The following is a 15,729-nucleotide window of genomic DNA, read 5'->3' as shown; positions in this document are numbered from 1 at the left end:
ACAGGCTGATAACTAATAAAAACGTTTTAATAACTTTTTGTTTTATATTTAAAACTTTTATTTTTCTCATGTTTTATATTTAAAACCATTCAAATTATCTATAAATTAATATAAAAAATTTGAATGGTTAAAATAAAGATTTGATTAAATTAACCAATACGACGTTTTAATCCTGTCATTTGTAAAACGCGCGTTGAAATTTCTTCAATCGACATTTCAGTCACATTTAAATATTTAATCCCTTCTGAAATATAGATTCCTTCAATTGCTCTGAGTTCCATTTGGCATTGGCTAAAACTTGCATAACGACTATTCGCTTTACGTTCACTACGAATCGCAACTAATCGCTCAGCATCAATCATTAAACCAAACAATTTACTGCGATGTGGTCTTAGTACTGCCGGCAAACGGTTATCATCCAAATCTTCTTCAGTTAAAGGATAGTTTGCAACACGGATACCAAATTGAAGAGATAAGTAAATAGAAGTTGGTGTTTTACCCGAACGAGAAACGCCAATTAAGATTAAATCCGCTTTATCATAATGACGAGTACGCGCTCCGTCATCATTATCAAGCGCAAAATGAACAGCATCAATACGAGCTTTATAAGATTCAGAATCGGTTACGGCATGTGTCTGCCCAACTAATGTCGTAGGAGGCGTACCTAACTCTTGTTCCAATTTGCTGATTAAACCTTCAAATACATCAAGATTAACTGCTTTAGCAGTATTAATGATTTCTCGTACGTGTGGATCAACTAAAGTATCAAAGACTAAAGGTAGGCAACCATCTTTGGTTTGACATCTATTAATTTCAATCACAACATCCATTGCCGCCTCTTCAGTTGTAATATACGGCATGATATGAATATCAAAATCAACATTGGGAAATTGTGCTAATAACGAATGTCCAAGAGTCTCGGCAGTAATTGCAGTTCCATCAGAAATAAAAAAAACGCTCCGTCTAAACTGTTTACTTTCTGACATTAAAATTCTCCTTAAACATTTGTCTTAGTGCTATATAATCTTTATAGTAAACTGATCTTACATGACTGTCGCTTAGTATAATTCTCAACTAAGCACTTTATTTTTATAATTTCATGCCAAGATAGACATTAATACTGCAAAAGTGGAGTGAAAACTTTGGAAGCGCGCGTAATCGGTCTAGAAAAATTAGGGAAACACGATGTCGAACTCGTAGGTGGGAAAAACTCATCTTTGGGTGAAATGATCAGCCATTTATCAAATGCTGGTGTATCGGTACCTGGCGGTTTTGCAACTACTGCTGATGCCTATCGTGAGTTCTTAGATCAAAGCGGTCTTAACGCTCGAATTCAAGCAGAACTTGCTCAACTCAATGTTGATGATGTAAATGCCCTTGCTGAAACAGGTGCTAAAATTCGTCAATGGATTGTAGAGACTCCACTCACTGCAAACCTAGAACAAGAAATTCGCGCCGCTTTTACAACACTTTCTAACGGCAACCCTGAAATCGCGGTTGCCGTTCGTTCATCTGCAACTGCTGAAGATTTACCAGATGCTTCATTCGCAGGTCAGCAAGAAACTTTCTTGAATATTCGCGGTATTGATAACGTTCTTATTGCGATTAAAGAAGTATTCGCTTCTTTATATAATGACCGTGCGATTTCTTATCGTGTACACCAAGGTTTTGACCATGACGTCGTTGCACTTTCTGCAGGCGTTCAACGTATGGTTCGTTCTGAAACTGGTGCTGCGGGTGTAATGTTTACACTTGATACTGAGTCTGGTTTCCGCGACGTTGTATTTATTACAGCATCTTATGGTTTAGGTGAAATGGTTGTACAGGGTGCCGTTAACCCAGACGAATTTTACTTATCTAAACCATTATTAAATGCTGGTAGACATTCAGTTTTACGCCGTAACCTTGGTTCAAAACACCAGAAAATGATTTATGGTGAAGAAGGTTCTGCTGGTAAATCAGTTGTCGTTGTTGATGTTGAGAAACAAGAGCGCCAACAATTTGCTTTAAATGATCATGAGTTACAAGAGCTAGCTAAACAAGCGCTTATTATTGAGCAGCACTACGGTGCGCCAATGGATATCGAATGGGCGAAAGATGGCGATGATGGTCAAATTTACATTGTTCAAGCTCGCCCTGAAACAGTAAAAAGCCGTCAAAATGTAGGCACAATGGAGCGTTACCTTCTTAAACAAAGAGGTACTGTTCTTTGTGAAGGCCGTTCAATTGGTCAACGTATTGGTTCTGGTAAAGTCCGCATCATTAATTCAATTAAAGAAATGGACAAAGTTCAAGAAGGCGACGTTCTTGTATCAGATATGACCGATCCTGATTGGGAACCGGTAATGAAACGTGCTGCGGCAATTATTACTAACCGCGGTGGTCGTACATGTCACGCGGCAATTATTGCACGTGAACTTGGTGTACCTGCTATTGTCGGCTGTGGTAACGCAACAGAAGTATTGACTGATGGACAAGAAGTAACTGTTTCTTGTGCTGAGGGTGACACTGGCTTCATTTATGAAGGTGCTTTAGATTTCGAAGTTCAACGTAACTCAATTGAATCTATGCCTAAGCTATCGTTCAAAATTATGATGAACGTAGGTAACCCTGACCGCGCGTTTGACTTTGCTCAAATTCCAAATGAAGGTATTGGTCTTGCTCGTCTTGAGTTCATTATTAACCGTATGATCGGCGTGCATCCTAAAGCCCTACTCAACATTGATAGTCTACCGCGTGAAACTCGTGCTGCGGTTCTAACTCGTACTGCGGGTTATGCTTCACCAGTAGATTTCTATGTTGAAAAATTGGTTGAAGGTATTGCGACCCTTGCTGCTGCATTCGGTGACAAGCCAGTTATCGTTCGTATGTCTGACTTCAAATCAAATGAATATGCAAACTTGATTGGCGGTAAATTATACGAGCCTGAAGAAGAAAACCCGATGCTCGGTTTCCGTGGTGCAAGCCGTTATGTATCTGATAACTTCCGTGACTGTTTCGAATTAGAATGCCGTGCACTTAAAAAAGCTCGTGATGAAATGGGTTTAACCAATATTCAAATCATGATTCCTTTTGTACGTACTGTATCTGAAGCAAAACGTGTTATTGAGTTACTTGCACAAAATGGTTTGAGACGCGGTGAGAACGGCTTAAAAGTAATCATGATGTGTGAATTACCAACTAACGCTTTGTTAGCTGAACAGTTCCTAGAGCATTTTGATGGCTTCTCTATTGGTTCGAATGACTTAACTCAGTTAACGCTCGGTCTTGACCGTGACTCTGGCATTGTTTCACACCTATTTGATGAACGTGATGCAGCAGTTAAAGCCCTTCTTTCAATGGCAATCCATGCCTGCCGTAAAGCAGGTAAATATGTAGGTATCTGTGGTCAAGGTCCTTCAGACCATCCAGATCTTGCAAAATGGTTAATGGAACAAGGTATTGAGTCTGTCTCTCTTAATCCAGACTCAGTTTTAGATACATGGTTCTTCCTTGCTGAAGAAAAAATCAAGCAAATCTAATATGTTATAAAAAAAGGCCCATCCGTGGGTCTTTTTTCATCTTTAGAATAGAGAATTTTTATTTATGCAAATTTACTTGGCACGTAATAATCAACAAGCTGGGCCCTACACCTTAGAGCAAGTAAATCAAATGTTGGCTAGCCAACAAATTTTGTTAACTGATTTAGCTTGGCATGAAGGCATGACAGAATGGAAAGCTTTAGGAGAATTAACCCAAGGTAAACTTGTATATCAACCTATCGGTTATTCTGCACCTGTTATAAACACCAGTAGCTCACCTAATGAAACTATTCGTCAAATTCGTGTAGAGCCTAAAATTCACGAACTTGCCTCTATTCAATCTCGAGCTTTGGCAAAAATTATTGATTTATTACTTTGGTTACCTATAGCTGCGATTCCTTCTTTTTTCTTTAATGAATCTCAATATAAGCAATTATTTGAATTGCAAAAACAAATGCAATCAGCTGAAGTTGCGTCAACTAAAGCAGCCGAGCTACAACATCAACTTTTTACTTTAATTCCTATTGAAGCTTGGCATTCTATGCTTGCTTACGTCGTAATCATGCTTGCAATTCAAGCCTTTCTTTTAACAAAATATGGGCAAAGTATAGGTAAGAAAATTGTTGGAATTAAAATCGTAGATGCTGAGAGCAATGGTAAAGTTAATTTAACTCGCATCTTCTTATTAAGAAGTATTGTTTTCATCATACTTAACTTGCTGTTTATGCCTATTAGTACAATTATTGACTACGCTTTTGCATTAGGGCAAAAGAGACAGGCGCTACATGACAAAATTGCAAGAACAAAAGTGATCAAATGATAGTGAATGACTCATTCATTTAAGGTCTAAAAAAAAAGGAGGCACCCCACCTCCTTTTTTCTATAGAGAGTTGATATTTAAATAAAAGCTTCATATTGATTCGATACCCTACAAAAAAAATCGGGTTTTAAAACAATTATTTCAGACTACTTTATGTATAGCTTAGTTTGTCGATATGAGGCATAATGCCCTACAACGTAGCGGTGTCATATAATTGAGAAGTCTAAATTTAAGGATTAGCGTTCTCAATCATGCGACACTTTAATCGCTATCCCATATTTAATTAGGGAATGGGACTCTTCACCGAGGTTGTAAAATGAGACAAACGATTTTAGCTGTATTGTCTTTATCAACGCTTGCCGCACTTTTGACTGGGTGTGGTGGTGATATGGTACTTCTAAACTCTAAAGGTCCAGTTGGTCAAGGTCAAAGTGACCTTATGATGACTGCGATCTATTTAATGTTACTTGTGGTGATTCCTTCAATCATCATGGCATTATGGTTTGGTTGGAAATATCGCGCGTCAAATAAAGATGCAGACTATAAACCTACATGGGCACACTCAACTACAATTGAAGTTGTAGTATGGGGTATCCCTGTCATTATTATTGGTATTTTAGCTTGGTTAACTTGGTGGGGTTCCCACAAGTATGACCCATACCGTCCTTTAGAATCAGATAAAGCTCCTTTAACTATTCAAGTTGTTGCAGAACAGTTTAAGTGGATCTTCATTTATCCTGAACAAAACATTGCAACTGTTAACGAAGTACGTTTCCCTGAAAAAACTCCGTTAAGCTTTAAAATCACCTCTAACTTTACAATGAACTCTTTCTTCATTCCACAGTTAGGCGGCCAGATTTATGCAATGGCAGGTATGCAAACTCACCTTCATTTGTTAGCAAATGAAACTGGCGTATATCGTGGTTTCTCTTCTAACTACTCAGGTTACGGTTTCTCTCAAATGCGTTTCAAGGCGCATAGTGTTACAGAGCAACAGTTCAACGAATGGGTAGCAGCTGTAAAAGCGGGTAATGGTTCTACTATTAACCCAGAAGCAGTTCAAAAAACTACGCTTGACCAAGCTGAATTAGCAACCTTACGTGATGGTGACCGTTCTAAGCACCAGATCGAGCATTTAGTAAATCGTGCTAAAGCTGCTGGTGATCAAGAAGCGCTTGCTAAAGCTGAAGCTATGAAACCGTTCCCGACTAAGCCACACCCTGTGACTTATTACTCTTCAGTTGAACCACAATTGTTTGAAACAATTATCAACCATTATATGAGTAACTATCATGGTGTTGACCACTCTGCTGCGCATGCAACAGCTGAACACGCTGCTCAAGGGGAATAAGACATGGATATGATTTTTGGTAAACTGGGTTGGGACTCTATCCCGACAGAGCCAATCGTGCTTGTCACCATGGTCCTTATGGCACTTGGTGCAATTGTTGTGCTTGGCGGTATCACCTATTTCAAAAAATGGGGATACTTGTGGAATGAGTGGTTTATTACGGTAGACCATAAAAAAATTGGTATCATGTACATTCTTGTATCTGTGGTCATGCTTTTGCGTGGTTTCGCCGATGCAATTATGATGCGTCTACAACTTTTCCTCGCTAAAGGCGGCGGCGAAGGTTATCTACATCCAGACCATTACGACCAGATCTTCACCGCACACGGTGTAATCATGATCTTCTTTGTAGCAATGGGTCTTGTTGTTGGTATGATGAACATCTCTGTACCATTACAGATTGGTGCTCGTGACGTTGCATTCCCATTATTGAACTCTTTAAGCTTCTGGTTATTCGCTGGTGCTGCTGGTTTGATGATGCTTTCACTTGTATTAGGTGAATTTGCTGCGACTGGTTGGATGGCTTACCCTCCTCTGTCTGGCATTCAATATTCTCCTGGTGTAGGTGTTGACTATTATATCTGGGCACTTCAGGTTTCTGGTCTAGGTACGCTTTTATCTGGTGTTAACTTCTTCGTTACCATCATCAAAATGCGTGCACCTGGCATGAAATTAATGGACATGCCTATTTTTACGTGGACTTCACTTTGTACGGCTGTATTAATCATTGCATCGTTCCCTGTATTAACAGGTACACTTGCAATGTTAACTCTAGACCGTTACTTCGGTTTCCATTTCTTCACAAATGAGCTTGGCGGTAGCCCAATGCTTTATGTGAACTTGATCTGGACATGGGGTCACCCTGAAGTATATATCTTAGTATTACCAGCATTTGGTCTATACTCAGAAATCGTTGCAACCTTCTCTCGTAAAGCGTTGTTCGGTTACAAGTCTATGGTGTATGCAACTATCGCGATTACAGTTCTTGCGTTCGTTGTATGGCTTCACCACTTCTTTACCATGGGTGCTGGTGCGAACGTTAACGCGTTCTTCGGTATCATGACCATGGTTATTGCGATTCCTACTGGTGTGAAAATCTTCTCTTGGTTATTCACCATGTATAAAGGTCGCATCACCTTTACTACTCCAATGTTATGGACGCTTGGCTTCCTTATTACATTTGGTATCGGTGGTTTAACTGGTGTACTTATGGCTGTTCCACCTGCGGACTTCCTTGTACATAACTCATTATTCTTGATCGCTCACTTCCATAACGTAATTATCGGTGGTGTGGTGTTTGGTATGTTTGCCGGCATCATTTACTACTGGCCAAAAATGTTTGGTTGGAAGCTCAATGAAGCATGGGGTAAAGCTGCGTTCTGGTTCTGGTTCTTCGGTTTCTATTTTGCATTCATGCCACTTTATATCCTTGGTTTCATGGGTATGACTCGTCGTTTGAATACATATGACAACCCAGAATGGGATCCTTACCTTGCAATTGCATTATTTGGTGCTGTTCTCGTTGCGATTGGTATTGCATGTTTCTTAATGCAAATCATTGTTGGTTTCTTACAACGCAAAGACAACATGGACCTTACAGGCGATCCATGGGATGCACGTACGCTTGAATGGGCGACTTCTTCCCCTGCTCCGTTCTATAACTTTGCGCATGAACCAGATGCAAGCGGTATTGACCGTTTCTGGACTGACAAAGAAAATGGTGTAGCATACGCACGTAACACTAAATATGAAGACATCCACATGCCGACTGATCGTGCTGCTGGTTTTGTCATTGCAATGTTCATTACTCTTCTTGGCTTTGCACTCATCTGGCATATTTGGTGGCTCGTTGTTGTTTCATTCGTTTCAGCTGTTGTTAGCTTGATCGTAAGCTCATTCACTAAGAATGTTGATTACTACGTTCCTGCTGCTGAAGTTGAGCGTATTGAAAACGAACGCTATGCTTTACTTGAAAAACACTTGAAGAAGGACTAAGGAAATGGCTGAAGTACTTCATCACGACAACCACGGCCACGATGGTCATCATGAGCATGATGATACTGACTTAACGGTCTTTGGTTTCTGGACATACTTGATGAGTGACTTGATTCTTTTCGGATCACTCTTCATTGCGTTCGCTGTATTAAGCAGTCATATTCCACCAGGAACTCCAAGTGCATATGACCTGTTCCATGATTCGTTAGGCTACGTGTTAACTGAAACATTTGCCTTATTGATTTCATCGGTAACTTTCGGTTTTGCTGTACTTGCATCTTATAAAAAGAATGTAAATCAAGTGATCACTTGGTTATTTATTACATTCCTTTTTGGTGCAACGTTCATTGGAATGGAGCTTTATGAGTTCCATCACCTTGTAGAAGAAGGTCATGGTCCAACTCACAGTGCATTCTTATCATCGTTCTTTACTTTGGTTGGTACACACGGTATCCACGTAACTTCTGGTTTAGTGTGGATGTTGGTATTGATGTATCAAATCAAAACTAAAGGTTTGACATTACCGAATACACGTCGTCTAGCTTGCTTAAGCTTGTTCTGGCACTTCCTTGACATCGTTTGGATCTGTGTATTCAGCGTCGTTTACTTACTGGGAGTTCTCTAATGAGTAGTCATGACCATAATGCTGCAGGTGCGTCACACGGTAACTTTAAGCAATACACTGTTGGATTTATCCTTTCTGTTATCCTCACCATCATCCCGTTCGGGATGGTGATGGCGGGTGGTTTCAGTCGTGGCATCTTAGTTACAGTAATTGCTATCGCTGCTGTTGCTCAGGTTCTTGTACAACTTGTGTACTTCCTACACATGAATACATCATCTGAACAACGCTGGAATATGATTGCATTCATCTACACAATCTTATGTATCGCTGTGCTTTTAATCGGTTCTGTGTGGATTATGAATTACCTTCACTACAATATGATGATCTAAACTGATTGTCATGTTGAAAAAATATTTATTCCTGACTAAACCAGGAATTCTCTTCGGTAATTTCATTACCACCTTGGGCGGCTTTTTCTTAGCCGCCCAAGGCTCTATAGACATCTTATTATTACTACTCACCTTACTTGGAACAACTTTAGTTGTCGCTTCTGGTTGTGTTGTAAATAATGTGATAGACCAAGACATCGACACAAAAATGCAGCGCACGCAAAACCGTGCATTAGTCAAAAAAACCATCTCTCCTACTGTTGCACTTATATATGCATTTGTTCTTGGACTTATCGGTTTTAGTATTTTGTGGTTCGGTGTAAATGCTTACGCTTTCTTGTTTGCAATGATTGGTTTTGTTGTCTATGTCGGTTTTTATAGTTTGTGGACAAAACGCACCTCAATCCATCAAACCGTCATTGGTAGTATTTCCGGAGCGAGCCCTCCTGTTATTGGTTATACAGCAGTAACTCATCATTTTGATGTAGCCGCTTTACTTTTGTTTTTAGCTTACGCGCTATGGCAAATGCCACATTCATGGGCAATTGCTATTTATCGTTTTGACGATTACAAAAATGCGGGAATCCCCATTCTGCCTGTTGCACGTTCTATTTATCGCACGAAAGTAGAGTGTGTCATTTATATTGTGTTGTTTGCAGCCGTATTGAATGGTTTATATTGTTTTGGCTATACCAATATATTTTTTCTAGTAACTTTTAATGCATTAACAGCATATTGGTTCTATTTATCAATTATTGGCTTTAAAGCTGAAAATGACCAACTTTGGGCTAAACGTTTTTTCCTTTACTCGGTCATATTAATTACCCTGTTAAGTTTGAGCTTTAGCTTTACCTATCAATCCCCTGCTCCAAATCTTCCTCTCTTTTAAATAAGGGAGGATTTCCTCCTCGATATTAAAGAAGTTTTACTTTTCTCATCAAAAGATTTGTTTTTAGTCGAACTTTTACTTATAATTCAGCCTTCGCAAATTTTGCGACATAACTTTCAAGTTATGACTCCTTGCTTCTAATTTTTTATTTATTAGGGGCTGTTTAAACCGTAAGGAGCTGACAATGCGTCATTACGAAATCGTACTTTTAGTACACCCAGATCAAAGCGATCAAGTTGTAGGTATGGTTGAACGCTATATCTCTCAGATCAAAGAAGCTGAAGGTCAAATTCACCGTTTAGAAGATTGGGGCCGTCGTCAATTGGCTTACCCAATTAACAAAATTCACAAAGCGCACTACATTCTTATGAATGTTGAGTGTGGTCAAACTACACTTGATGAGTTAGAAGAATTGTTCCGTTATAATGACGCGATCATTCGTAACCTTATCATTCGTCGTGAACACGCAATCACTGAAGAGTCATTGCTTGCTAAAAGTGCTGAAGAAAAGCGTGCGCGTAAAGCTCAACGTGAAGAAGCACAGCAAGTTGCTCAAGACGCTGAATAAGGAGAACATCAATGGCACGTTTTTACCGTCGTCGCAAGTTCTGCCGCTTTACAGCTGAGAATGTTGTGTACATCGACTACAAAGATATCGATACTTTAAAACAGTACATCACTGAAAACGGCAAGATTGTTCCTAGCCGTATCACTGGTACTAAAGCTCGTTATCAACGTCAATTAGCTCTTGCTATCAAGCAAGCTCGCTACTTGTCTTTGATTCCGTACACTGACAACCATAAGTGAGGTGATCTGTGGACGTTATCTTATTACAACGCATTAAGAACCTTGGTAAATTAGGCGATAAAGTATCAGTTAAAGCTGGTTACGGCCGTAACTTCCTTATCCCTCAAGGTAAAGCAGTTGCAGCTACTGAAGCTAACACTGCTGCTTTCGAAGCTCGTCGCGCTGAACTTGAAAAGCAAGAAGCTGAAATTTTAGCTGCTGCTCAAGCACGTGCTGAACAATTGAATGAAGTTAACATCGTTATCACTGCTAAAGCTGGTGACGAAGGTAAACTCTTCGGTTCTATCGGTACTCGTGACATCGCTGACGCTTTAACGAATGCTGGTCTTACAGTTGACCGTGCAGAAGTTCGTTTACCGAATGGCGCGCTTCGTCACACTGGTGAATTCAACATCGCAATCCAATTGCACCATGATGTTGTTGCAGAAGTTCTCGTTACTATCGTATCTGAGTAATTTCTCATCAAAAAAAGAGCATGCTTCTGCATGCTCTTTTTTTATGTGCCCTATTTTTAAAATAAGATATATTAATTCCTGATCAGTTCTTTAGTTTAATTGGTTTTTTAATTAGGTAGTTTATTTCATTTTGTTTTAAGATAGTTCTCGGCCTTACAGGCTATTTGCGTACATCTTTCTTTATCATCAGGTCTAATTATGTCTCAGGCGAATGCCACTTCTTTAACTCTTTCATCTCCAACAGAAAATAAGACGAGTGAATCAGGCCAACTTAAAGAGTTTCGCACTCCCCCACACAATTTAGCCATTGAACAGGCTGTTCTTGCAGCCTTAATGACAGTTGCCGAATCTTTTGAACAAGTCAGCGACTTATTAAAAGAAAATGATTTTTATGCAACACGTCACAAATATATCTATCGTGCCATTGAGAAACTAGCACAAGAAAACTCTCCTTATGATGCTGTATTAGTAAGTGACTGGCTCTTAAAACAAAATTTACTCGATGCAATTGGTGGCGAAGAATATTTAATGCAGCTTATGGCTGATTCACCATCAAGTTTCTATAACTTAGAAACGTATGCCAGTAAAATTAAAGAATTCTCTACGCTTCGCAGCATGATTAAAGTTAGTACTGAAATTTTACAAAATGCTTATGACACAAAAGGTCGTGGTGTTAGCGAAATTCTAGACTTGGCCGAAACAAGTATTTTCTCTTTAGCAGAACAGCACAATAACAATAAAAAGGATGCAGGTCCTAAATCTATTAGCTCTGTTACCGCCGATGTAATTAGTAAACTTGATGAGCTCTCAAAACTCGATGGCAATATTACAGGTTTAACCACAGGCTTCTTAGAACTTGATAATAAAACATCTGGTATGCAGCCTGGTGACTTAATTATTGTTGCTGCACGTCCATCGATGGGTAAAACTACTTTTGCCATGAATTTGGTTGAAAGTGTTTTGCAATATAACAAGCTACCCGCTCTGGTTTTCTCTATGGAGATGCCAGCAGATTCGATTGCGATGCGTCTTATTTCTGCAATGGGTAAAGTTCACCAAGGACATTTACGTTCGGGGAACTTAGATGCAGATGAATGGACCAAAGTGACTGGTACCATTTTACAACTTCAACAAATGCATTTGTATATTGATGACTCATCTGCCCTACCTCCAACGGAACTTCGTGCCCGTGCTCGACGCGTTGCCAAAATGCATGATGGCAAAATTGGTTGTATCATGGTCGATTACTTGCAGCTTATGAAAGTTCCTGGCATGGGTGATAACCGTGTAGGTGAGATTTCAGAAATTTCACGTAGCTTGAAAGCATTAGCAAAGGAAATGCAATGCCCAGTTATCGCACTTTCCCAGCTCAACCGAAGTCTGGAAAACCGTCCAAATAAACGCCCAGTAATGTCCGACTTACGTGAATCTGGTGCGATCGAGCAGGATGCCGACTTAATTATGTTTATTTACCGTGATGAGGTTTATAACAAAGAGTCGAAAGAAGCTGGTACTGCGGAAATTATTATTGGTAAGCAACGTAACGGTCCAATTGGTTCAGTTCGACTTGCCTTTGAAGGTCAATATACTCGATTTAGTAATCTCTCTCCTGAGTATTACAGCCAATATGATGATGAAGAATAAACGCTATCTCTAGCCCAAAGGAGTAAATGAGGGTGCGCCAAGCAACAGTTTATATTGATCGCAATGCGCTTCAATATAATTTAAACCGTGTCAAACAACTCGCAGCAAATTCAAAAATTGTAAGTATGGTGAAAGCTAATGCTTATGGACATGGAATCAAAGACTGTTTAGCAGCCTTAAATGCCTCAGATGCCTTTGGTGTCGCCTGCCTACAAGAAGGTTTAGAAATTCGTGAACTCGGATTTCAACAACCTGTTACTTTAATTGAAGGGGTATTTTCTGAAGATGAAATGCCAATTGCAATTGAACAAAAATTTGAATGTGTAATTCACCATCAACAACAATTTGAATGGTTAATTAAACATAAGCAAAAATATATCGCTCAAGGTTTAAAAGTCTGGGTTAAGCTTAATAGCGGGATGAATCGTTTAGGTTTTAAAGTTACTGAAATTATTGAAGTTATTAAAACTTTAAAAGCCGAAGGTTTTACCTGTGTGCTGGCAATGCATTTCGCCAATGCAGATGTAGACCACCCGCTTAACGAACAACAAAAGCAACAATTTTTACAAGTTAAACAAGCTTGTGAACCAGTTTTAGCATCTTGCTGTAACTCTGCTGCTATTTATAAATGGCCAGAATTACATTTTGATTATGTTCGTCCGGGTATTATGCTTTACGGCGCTTCACCTTTTGCAGATAAAACAGTCCATGATCTTGACTTAAAACCAGTCATGACTTTTTCAGCAGAAGTCATTGCACTAAACCATATTCAAACTGATGAACATGTCGGTTATGGCTCCACTTTTTGCGCAAAGCAAGCAATGGATATCGCGATTGTTTCTATAGGTTATGGTGATGGTTATCCACGAGCTTATATTAAACAAAATTATGTCGCTATTGATAAACAGCTCTGTGCAGTTGTAGGTCGAGTAAGTATGGATATGCTTGCTATCGACGTGACAGGTATGCAAGTAAAATTAGGTACGCCAATCGAACTTTGGGGTGCACACCGTTTAGTGGATGATGTTGCGGATGCAAACGGAACAATAGGATATGAATTACTCTGTCGCCTAAGCAATCGCCCCTCTCGTAAAAGCAGTTAAATAATAAAATATAAAAAAATCCAAGCATGCTTGGATTTTTTTATTTATGTATTCAAAATTTTATCGCCAGTAGTCATCAGTCGGTTTTGGCATTTCCTGTAAGCCACGGCGTAGAGTATCCGACCATTGCCGACTGATTTGTGAAAAATAAGGATCATCTTCTGTAATTCGTTTTCCCATCGGAATTACAAAGCTATCTTTCATATAAATCAACGCATCTAGTGGTAAACCGACAGAAACATTTGAACGTAAAGTTGAATCAAAAGAAATTAAGCTACAACGTAATGCATCATCTAATGGCATTGCATAATATAAAGCCCGGTCCAGAATCGGTTTGCCATATTTACTTTCACCAATTTGAAAATAAGGCGTATCCGTCGTTGCGCAAATAAAATTGCCTTGTGGATAGACATTATAAAGTTGCATGTCACCACCTTTAATCTGTCCACCCACCAAAATACTACAGGCATAATTCATTTGTTCTTGGGTGTCCGAACTAATATCCTCTAAAACTGCTTTTAAAGTTTTACCAATCAGTTCTGCTGCCTCAAACATCGTATTAACACTATATAAATTAGGCTCTTGCTGTAAAGTAAGCGCATTTTGCAAATGACCTATAACAGCTTGTGTTGTGGCCAAATTACCGGCTGTTTGCAAAGCAATAAAACGTTCTCCGGTAACGCCGAAAGTATGCAATTTTCGGAACACAGAAATATGGTCAACTCCTGCATTAGTCCTCGTGTCACTAATAAACACTAAACCTTGTTCCAATCTTAGCGCACAACAATAAGTCATTTCATTCTCTTTACATTCAACATGCCAACACTTGAACCACAGACATCATGTTCTCAACTCCACCTTGCTCTCTTACACCACGAATAGGTGCCACATCGAGATAGTCACGGCCAACTGCAAGGTAGATATGATGTTTGGGTGTAAACAACTGATTGCTTACATCAAAACAATACCACTGATTTTCTACAAATACTTCCGCCCAAGCGTGACTGGCAAGGTGCGGATAGTTTTGATCAAATAGATAACCAGAGACATAACGTGCTGGTAATTGTAGCGCACGACACATTGCAATTAAAACATGAGCATGATCTTGGCATACACCTTCTCCAGCATGAAAGGCTTCAGTTGCAGTTGTCTGAACTGAAGTACTTTCAGGCTGATAAAGTATTTTCTGCAAAATATATTCACTTAATAATGCGATATGCTGTCGATCTTTGACTAATACAATATTTCTAGCAAAATCCAACATTTCTGAATCACATCGGGTTGCACCTGTCATCTGCAAAAACAAATTTGTAGGTGTAGATAAATTTACACAACCCAGCTCTACATCTTGAAGCTCAACAATCCCTTGAGCCATGAATGTAAGATGTTGGTATTGATAGCGCTGACTAGCCGTCATCCAGACATTGTTAAATATGTCCCTTTTAATCGTTTTGTCACCCGGCACGCTAATTGCCCAATTCATAACATGTTGATGCGGCGATGTTTGAGGCATCATTTTAATATACTGAATACTGTTTTGAGCAGTTTCCGTATAGCTATAATGCGTTTGATGATTAACCATCAATTTCATAATTAGACCTCAAACATATTTTCCAACTGCTGCGTAAAAGTATAATAAGCGTCCCACGTAAGTTGCTGCTTCAGCATTTGCCAATTTTGATCTATATTCCACCCTAAATCAGCAAGCCGCTTCACCAAAATATCTAGCTCCAACACCAGAGCAGATAAATCTTGCCCAAAACGTAACTCAATATCAAATTGCTCTATTTTTTGACCTAAATGCAGAAATAAACAAACATCTTCATTTTCCGCTTCTAGTATTTGAGTACATTGTTCAACTGCATTTCTCAAGATTTCAGGTTGAGCTTCAAGCGTGTTAATAACATGATTTAATTCTGCATAAGCCTTTGATGACAATATACCTCTTAGTTCCTGAATATTATCTTTAGCAATAATGAACTGGTTCAGTAATGAAAATGTTTGCTTCTTGTCTAACATATAGTGATTTAGTAATTCAGCATTTTCTATGACCAAACCAAATGCTGCTGCAAATTTTGTTGCTTTCTCATCTTGTGTAAAGGGTAAATGAGAGGCTGCGAATTTAACTCGCATTAAATATCGACCCAACCAATATATTTGATGCGCACTCGAATTGAGTAAAACCATAGA

The 15,729-nt window shown here is 39.1% G+C and carries 16 protein-coding genes; 12 read left to right on the top strand and 4 right to left on the bottom strand.

Going from position 1 to position 15,729, the window contains the following annotated elements; all coding sequences use genetic code 11:
* Positions 1-149: 149 nt before the first annotated feature.
* Positions 150-986, bottom strand: a complete 837-nt coding sequence (locus I7H67_RS18920; RefSeq protein ID WP_004791471.1) for a pyruvate, water dikinase regulatory protein — start codon at positions 984-986, stop codon at positions 150-152.
* 147 nt (positions 987-1,133) lie between these two features.
* On the opposite strand from I7H67_RS18920, the gene ppsA reads away from it, so the two are divergent.
* The 12 genes from ppsA (at position 1,134) to alr (ending at position 13,539) form a co-directional block, all read left to right on the top strand.
* A complete protein-coding gene (gene ppsA / locus I7H67_RS18915) occupies positions 1,134-3,521 on the top strand; it encodes a phosphoenolpyruvate synthase (RefSeq protein ID WP_171056848.1) in 2,388 nt (795 codons plus the stop codon).
* A gap of 64 nt (positions 3,522-3,585) precedes the next feature.
* A complete protein-coding gene (locus tag I7H67_RS18910; protein WP_198308575.1) occupies positions 3,586-4,341 on the top strand; it encodes an RDD family protein in 756 nt (251 codons plus the stop codon).
* A gap of 316 nt (positions 4,342-4,657) precedes the next feature.
* Complete coding sequence (gene cyoA, locus I7H67_RS18905) at positions 4,658-5,692, top strand: ubiquinol oxidase subunit II (protein WP_004791463.1); 1,035 nt, start codon at positions 4,658-4,660, stop codon at positions 5,690-5,692.
* A gap of 3 nt (positions 5,693-5,695) precedes the next feature.
* Entirely contained in the window at positions 5,696-7,687 is a 1,992-nt protein-coding gene (gene cyoB / locus I7H67_RS18900; RefSeq protein ID WP_004791462.1) for a cytochrome o ubiquinol oxidase subunit I, read from the top strand.
* A gap of 4 nt (positions 7,688-7,691) precedes the next feature.
* A complete protein-coding gene (gene cyoC / locus I7H67_RS18895) occupies positions 7,692-8,312 on the top strand; it encodes a cytochrome o ubiquinol oxidase subunit III (protein WP_005306751.1) in 621 nt (206 codons plus the stop codon).
* Positions 8,312-8,641: a cytochrome o ubiquinol oxidase subunit IV gene (locus tag I7H67_RS18890; RefSeq protein WP_004643325.1), complete on the top strand. Its 330-nt coding sequence runs from the start codon at positions 8,312-8,314 to the stop codon at positions 8,639-8,641. Before cyoC ends, I7H67_RS18890 begins: the two co-directional genes overlap by 1 nt.
* A 10-nt stretch (positions 8,642-8,651) precedes the next feature.
* Complete coding sequence (cyoE, locus tag I7H67_RS18885; protein WP_005306754.1) at positions 8,652-9,530, top strand: heme o synthase; 879 nt, start codon at positions 8,652-8,654, stop codon at positions 9,528-9,530.
* 184 nt (positions 9,531-9,714) lie between these two features.
* A complete protein-coding gene (gene rpsF, locus I7H67_RS18880; RefSeq protein WP_004791455.1) occupies positions 9,715-10,098 on the top strand; it encodes a 30S ribosomal protein S6 in 384 nt (127 codons plus the stop codon).
* 11 nt (positions 10,099-10,109) lie between these two features.
* Entirely contained in the window at positions 10,110-10,337 is a 228-nt protein-coding gene (gene rpsR / locus I7H67_RS18875) for a 30S ribosomal protein S18 (protein WP_004791454.1), read from the top strand.
* Between the two features lie 8 nt (positions 10,338-10,345).
* Positions 10,346-10,792 (top strand): 50S ribosomal protein L9, encoded by a 447-nt coding sequence (gene rplI, locus I7H67_RS18870; RefSeq protein WP_004700828.1) that lies wholly within the window; start codon positions 10,346-10,348, stop codon positions 10,790-10,792.
* A gap of 198 nt (positions 10,793-10,990) precedes the next feature.
* Positions 10,991-12,436 carry a replicative DNA helicase gene (gene dnaB, locus I7H67_RS18865; protein WP_004791451.1) on the top strand — a complete coding sequence of 482 codons (1,446 nt, stop codon included), beginning with the start codon at positions 10,991-10,993 and terminating at the stop codon, positions 12,434-12,436.
* Between the two features lie 32 nt (positions 12,437-12,468).
* Positions 12,469-13,539, top strand: a complete 1,071-nt coding sequence (gene alr / locus I7H67_RS18860) for an alanine racemase (protein WP_198308574.1) — start codon at positions 12,469-12,471, stop codon at positions 13,537-13,539.
* A 60-nt stretch (positions 13,540-13,599) separates the two neighbouring features.
* Here the strand turns inward: alr and I7H67_RS18855 are convergent, their stop codons facing one another.
* Genes I7H67_RS18855 through I7H67_RS18845 form a run of 3 tightly spaced genes read right to left on the bottom strand, consistent with a single transcriptional unit; the run spans position 13,600 to position 15,726 of the window.
* Positions 13,600-14,334, bottom strand: coding sequence for a proteasome-type protease (locus I7H67_RS18855; protein ID WP_004791447.1), 735 nt, complete (start codon positions 14,332-14,334; stop codon positions 13,600-13,602).
* Positions 14,335-14,350: 16 nt separating this feature from the next.
* Complete coding sequence (locus I7H67_RS18850) at positions 14,351-15,130, bottom strand: transglutaminase family protein (protein WP_151827169.1); 780 nt, start codon at positions 15,128-15,130, stop codon at positions 14,351-14,353.
* A gap of 2 nt (positions 15,131-15,132) precedes the next feature.
* Positions 15,133-15,726, bottom strand: coding sequence for an alpha-E domain-containing protein (locus I7H67_RS18845; protein WP_198308573.1), 594 nt, complete (start codon positions 15,724-15,726; stop codon positions 15,133-15,135).
* Between the last annotated feature and the right edge of the window lie 3 nt (positions 15,727-15,729).

Origin of the sequence: Acinetobacter sp. ACIN00229, assembly GCF_016106645.1 — a bacterium.
Lineage (GTDB): Bacteria > Pseudomonadota > Gammaproteobacteria > Pseudomonadales > Moraxellaceae > Acinetobacter > Acinetobacter oleivorans.
Note: the sequence above shows the minus strand (reverse complement) of the source record. Positions and strands in the feature narration are given on the sequence as shown.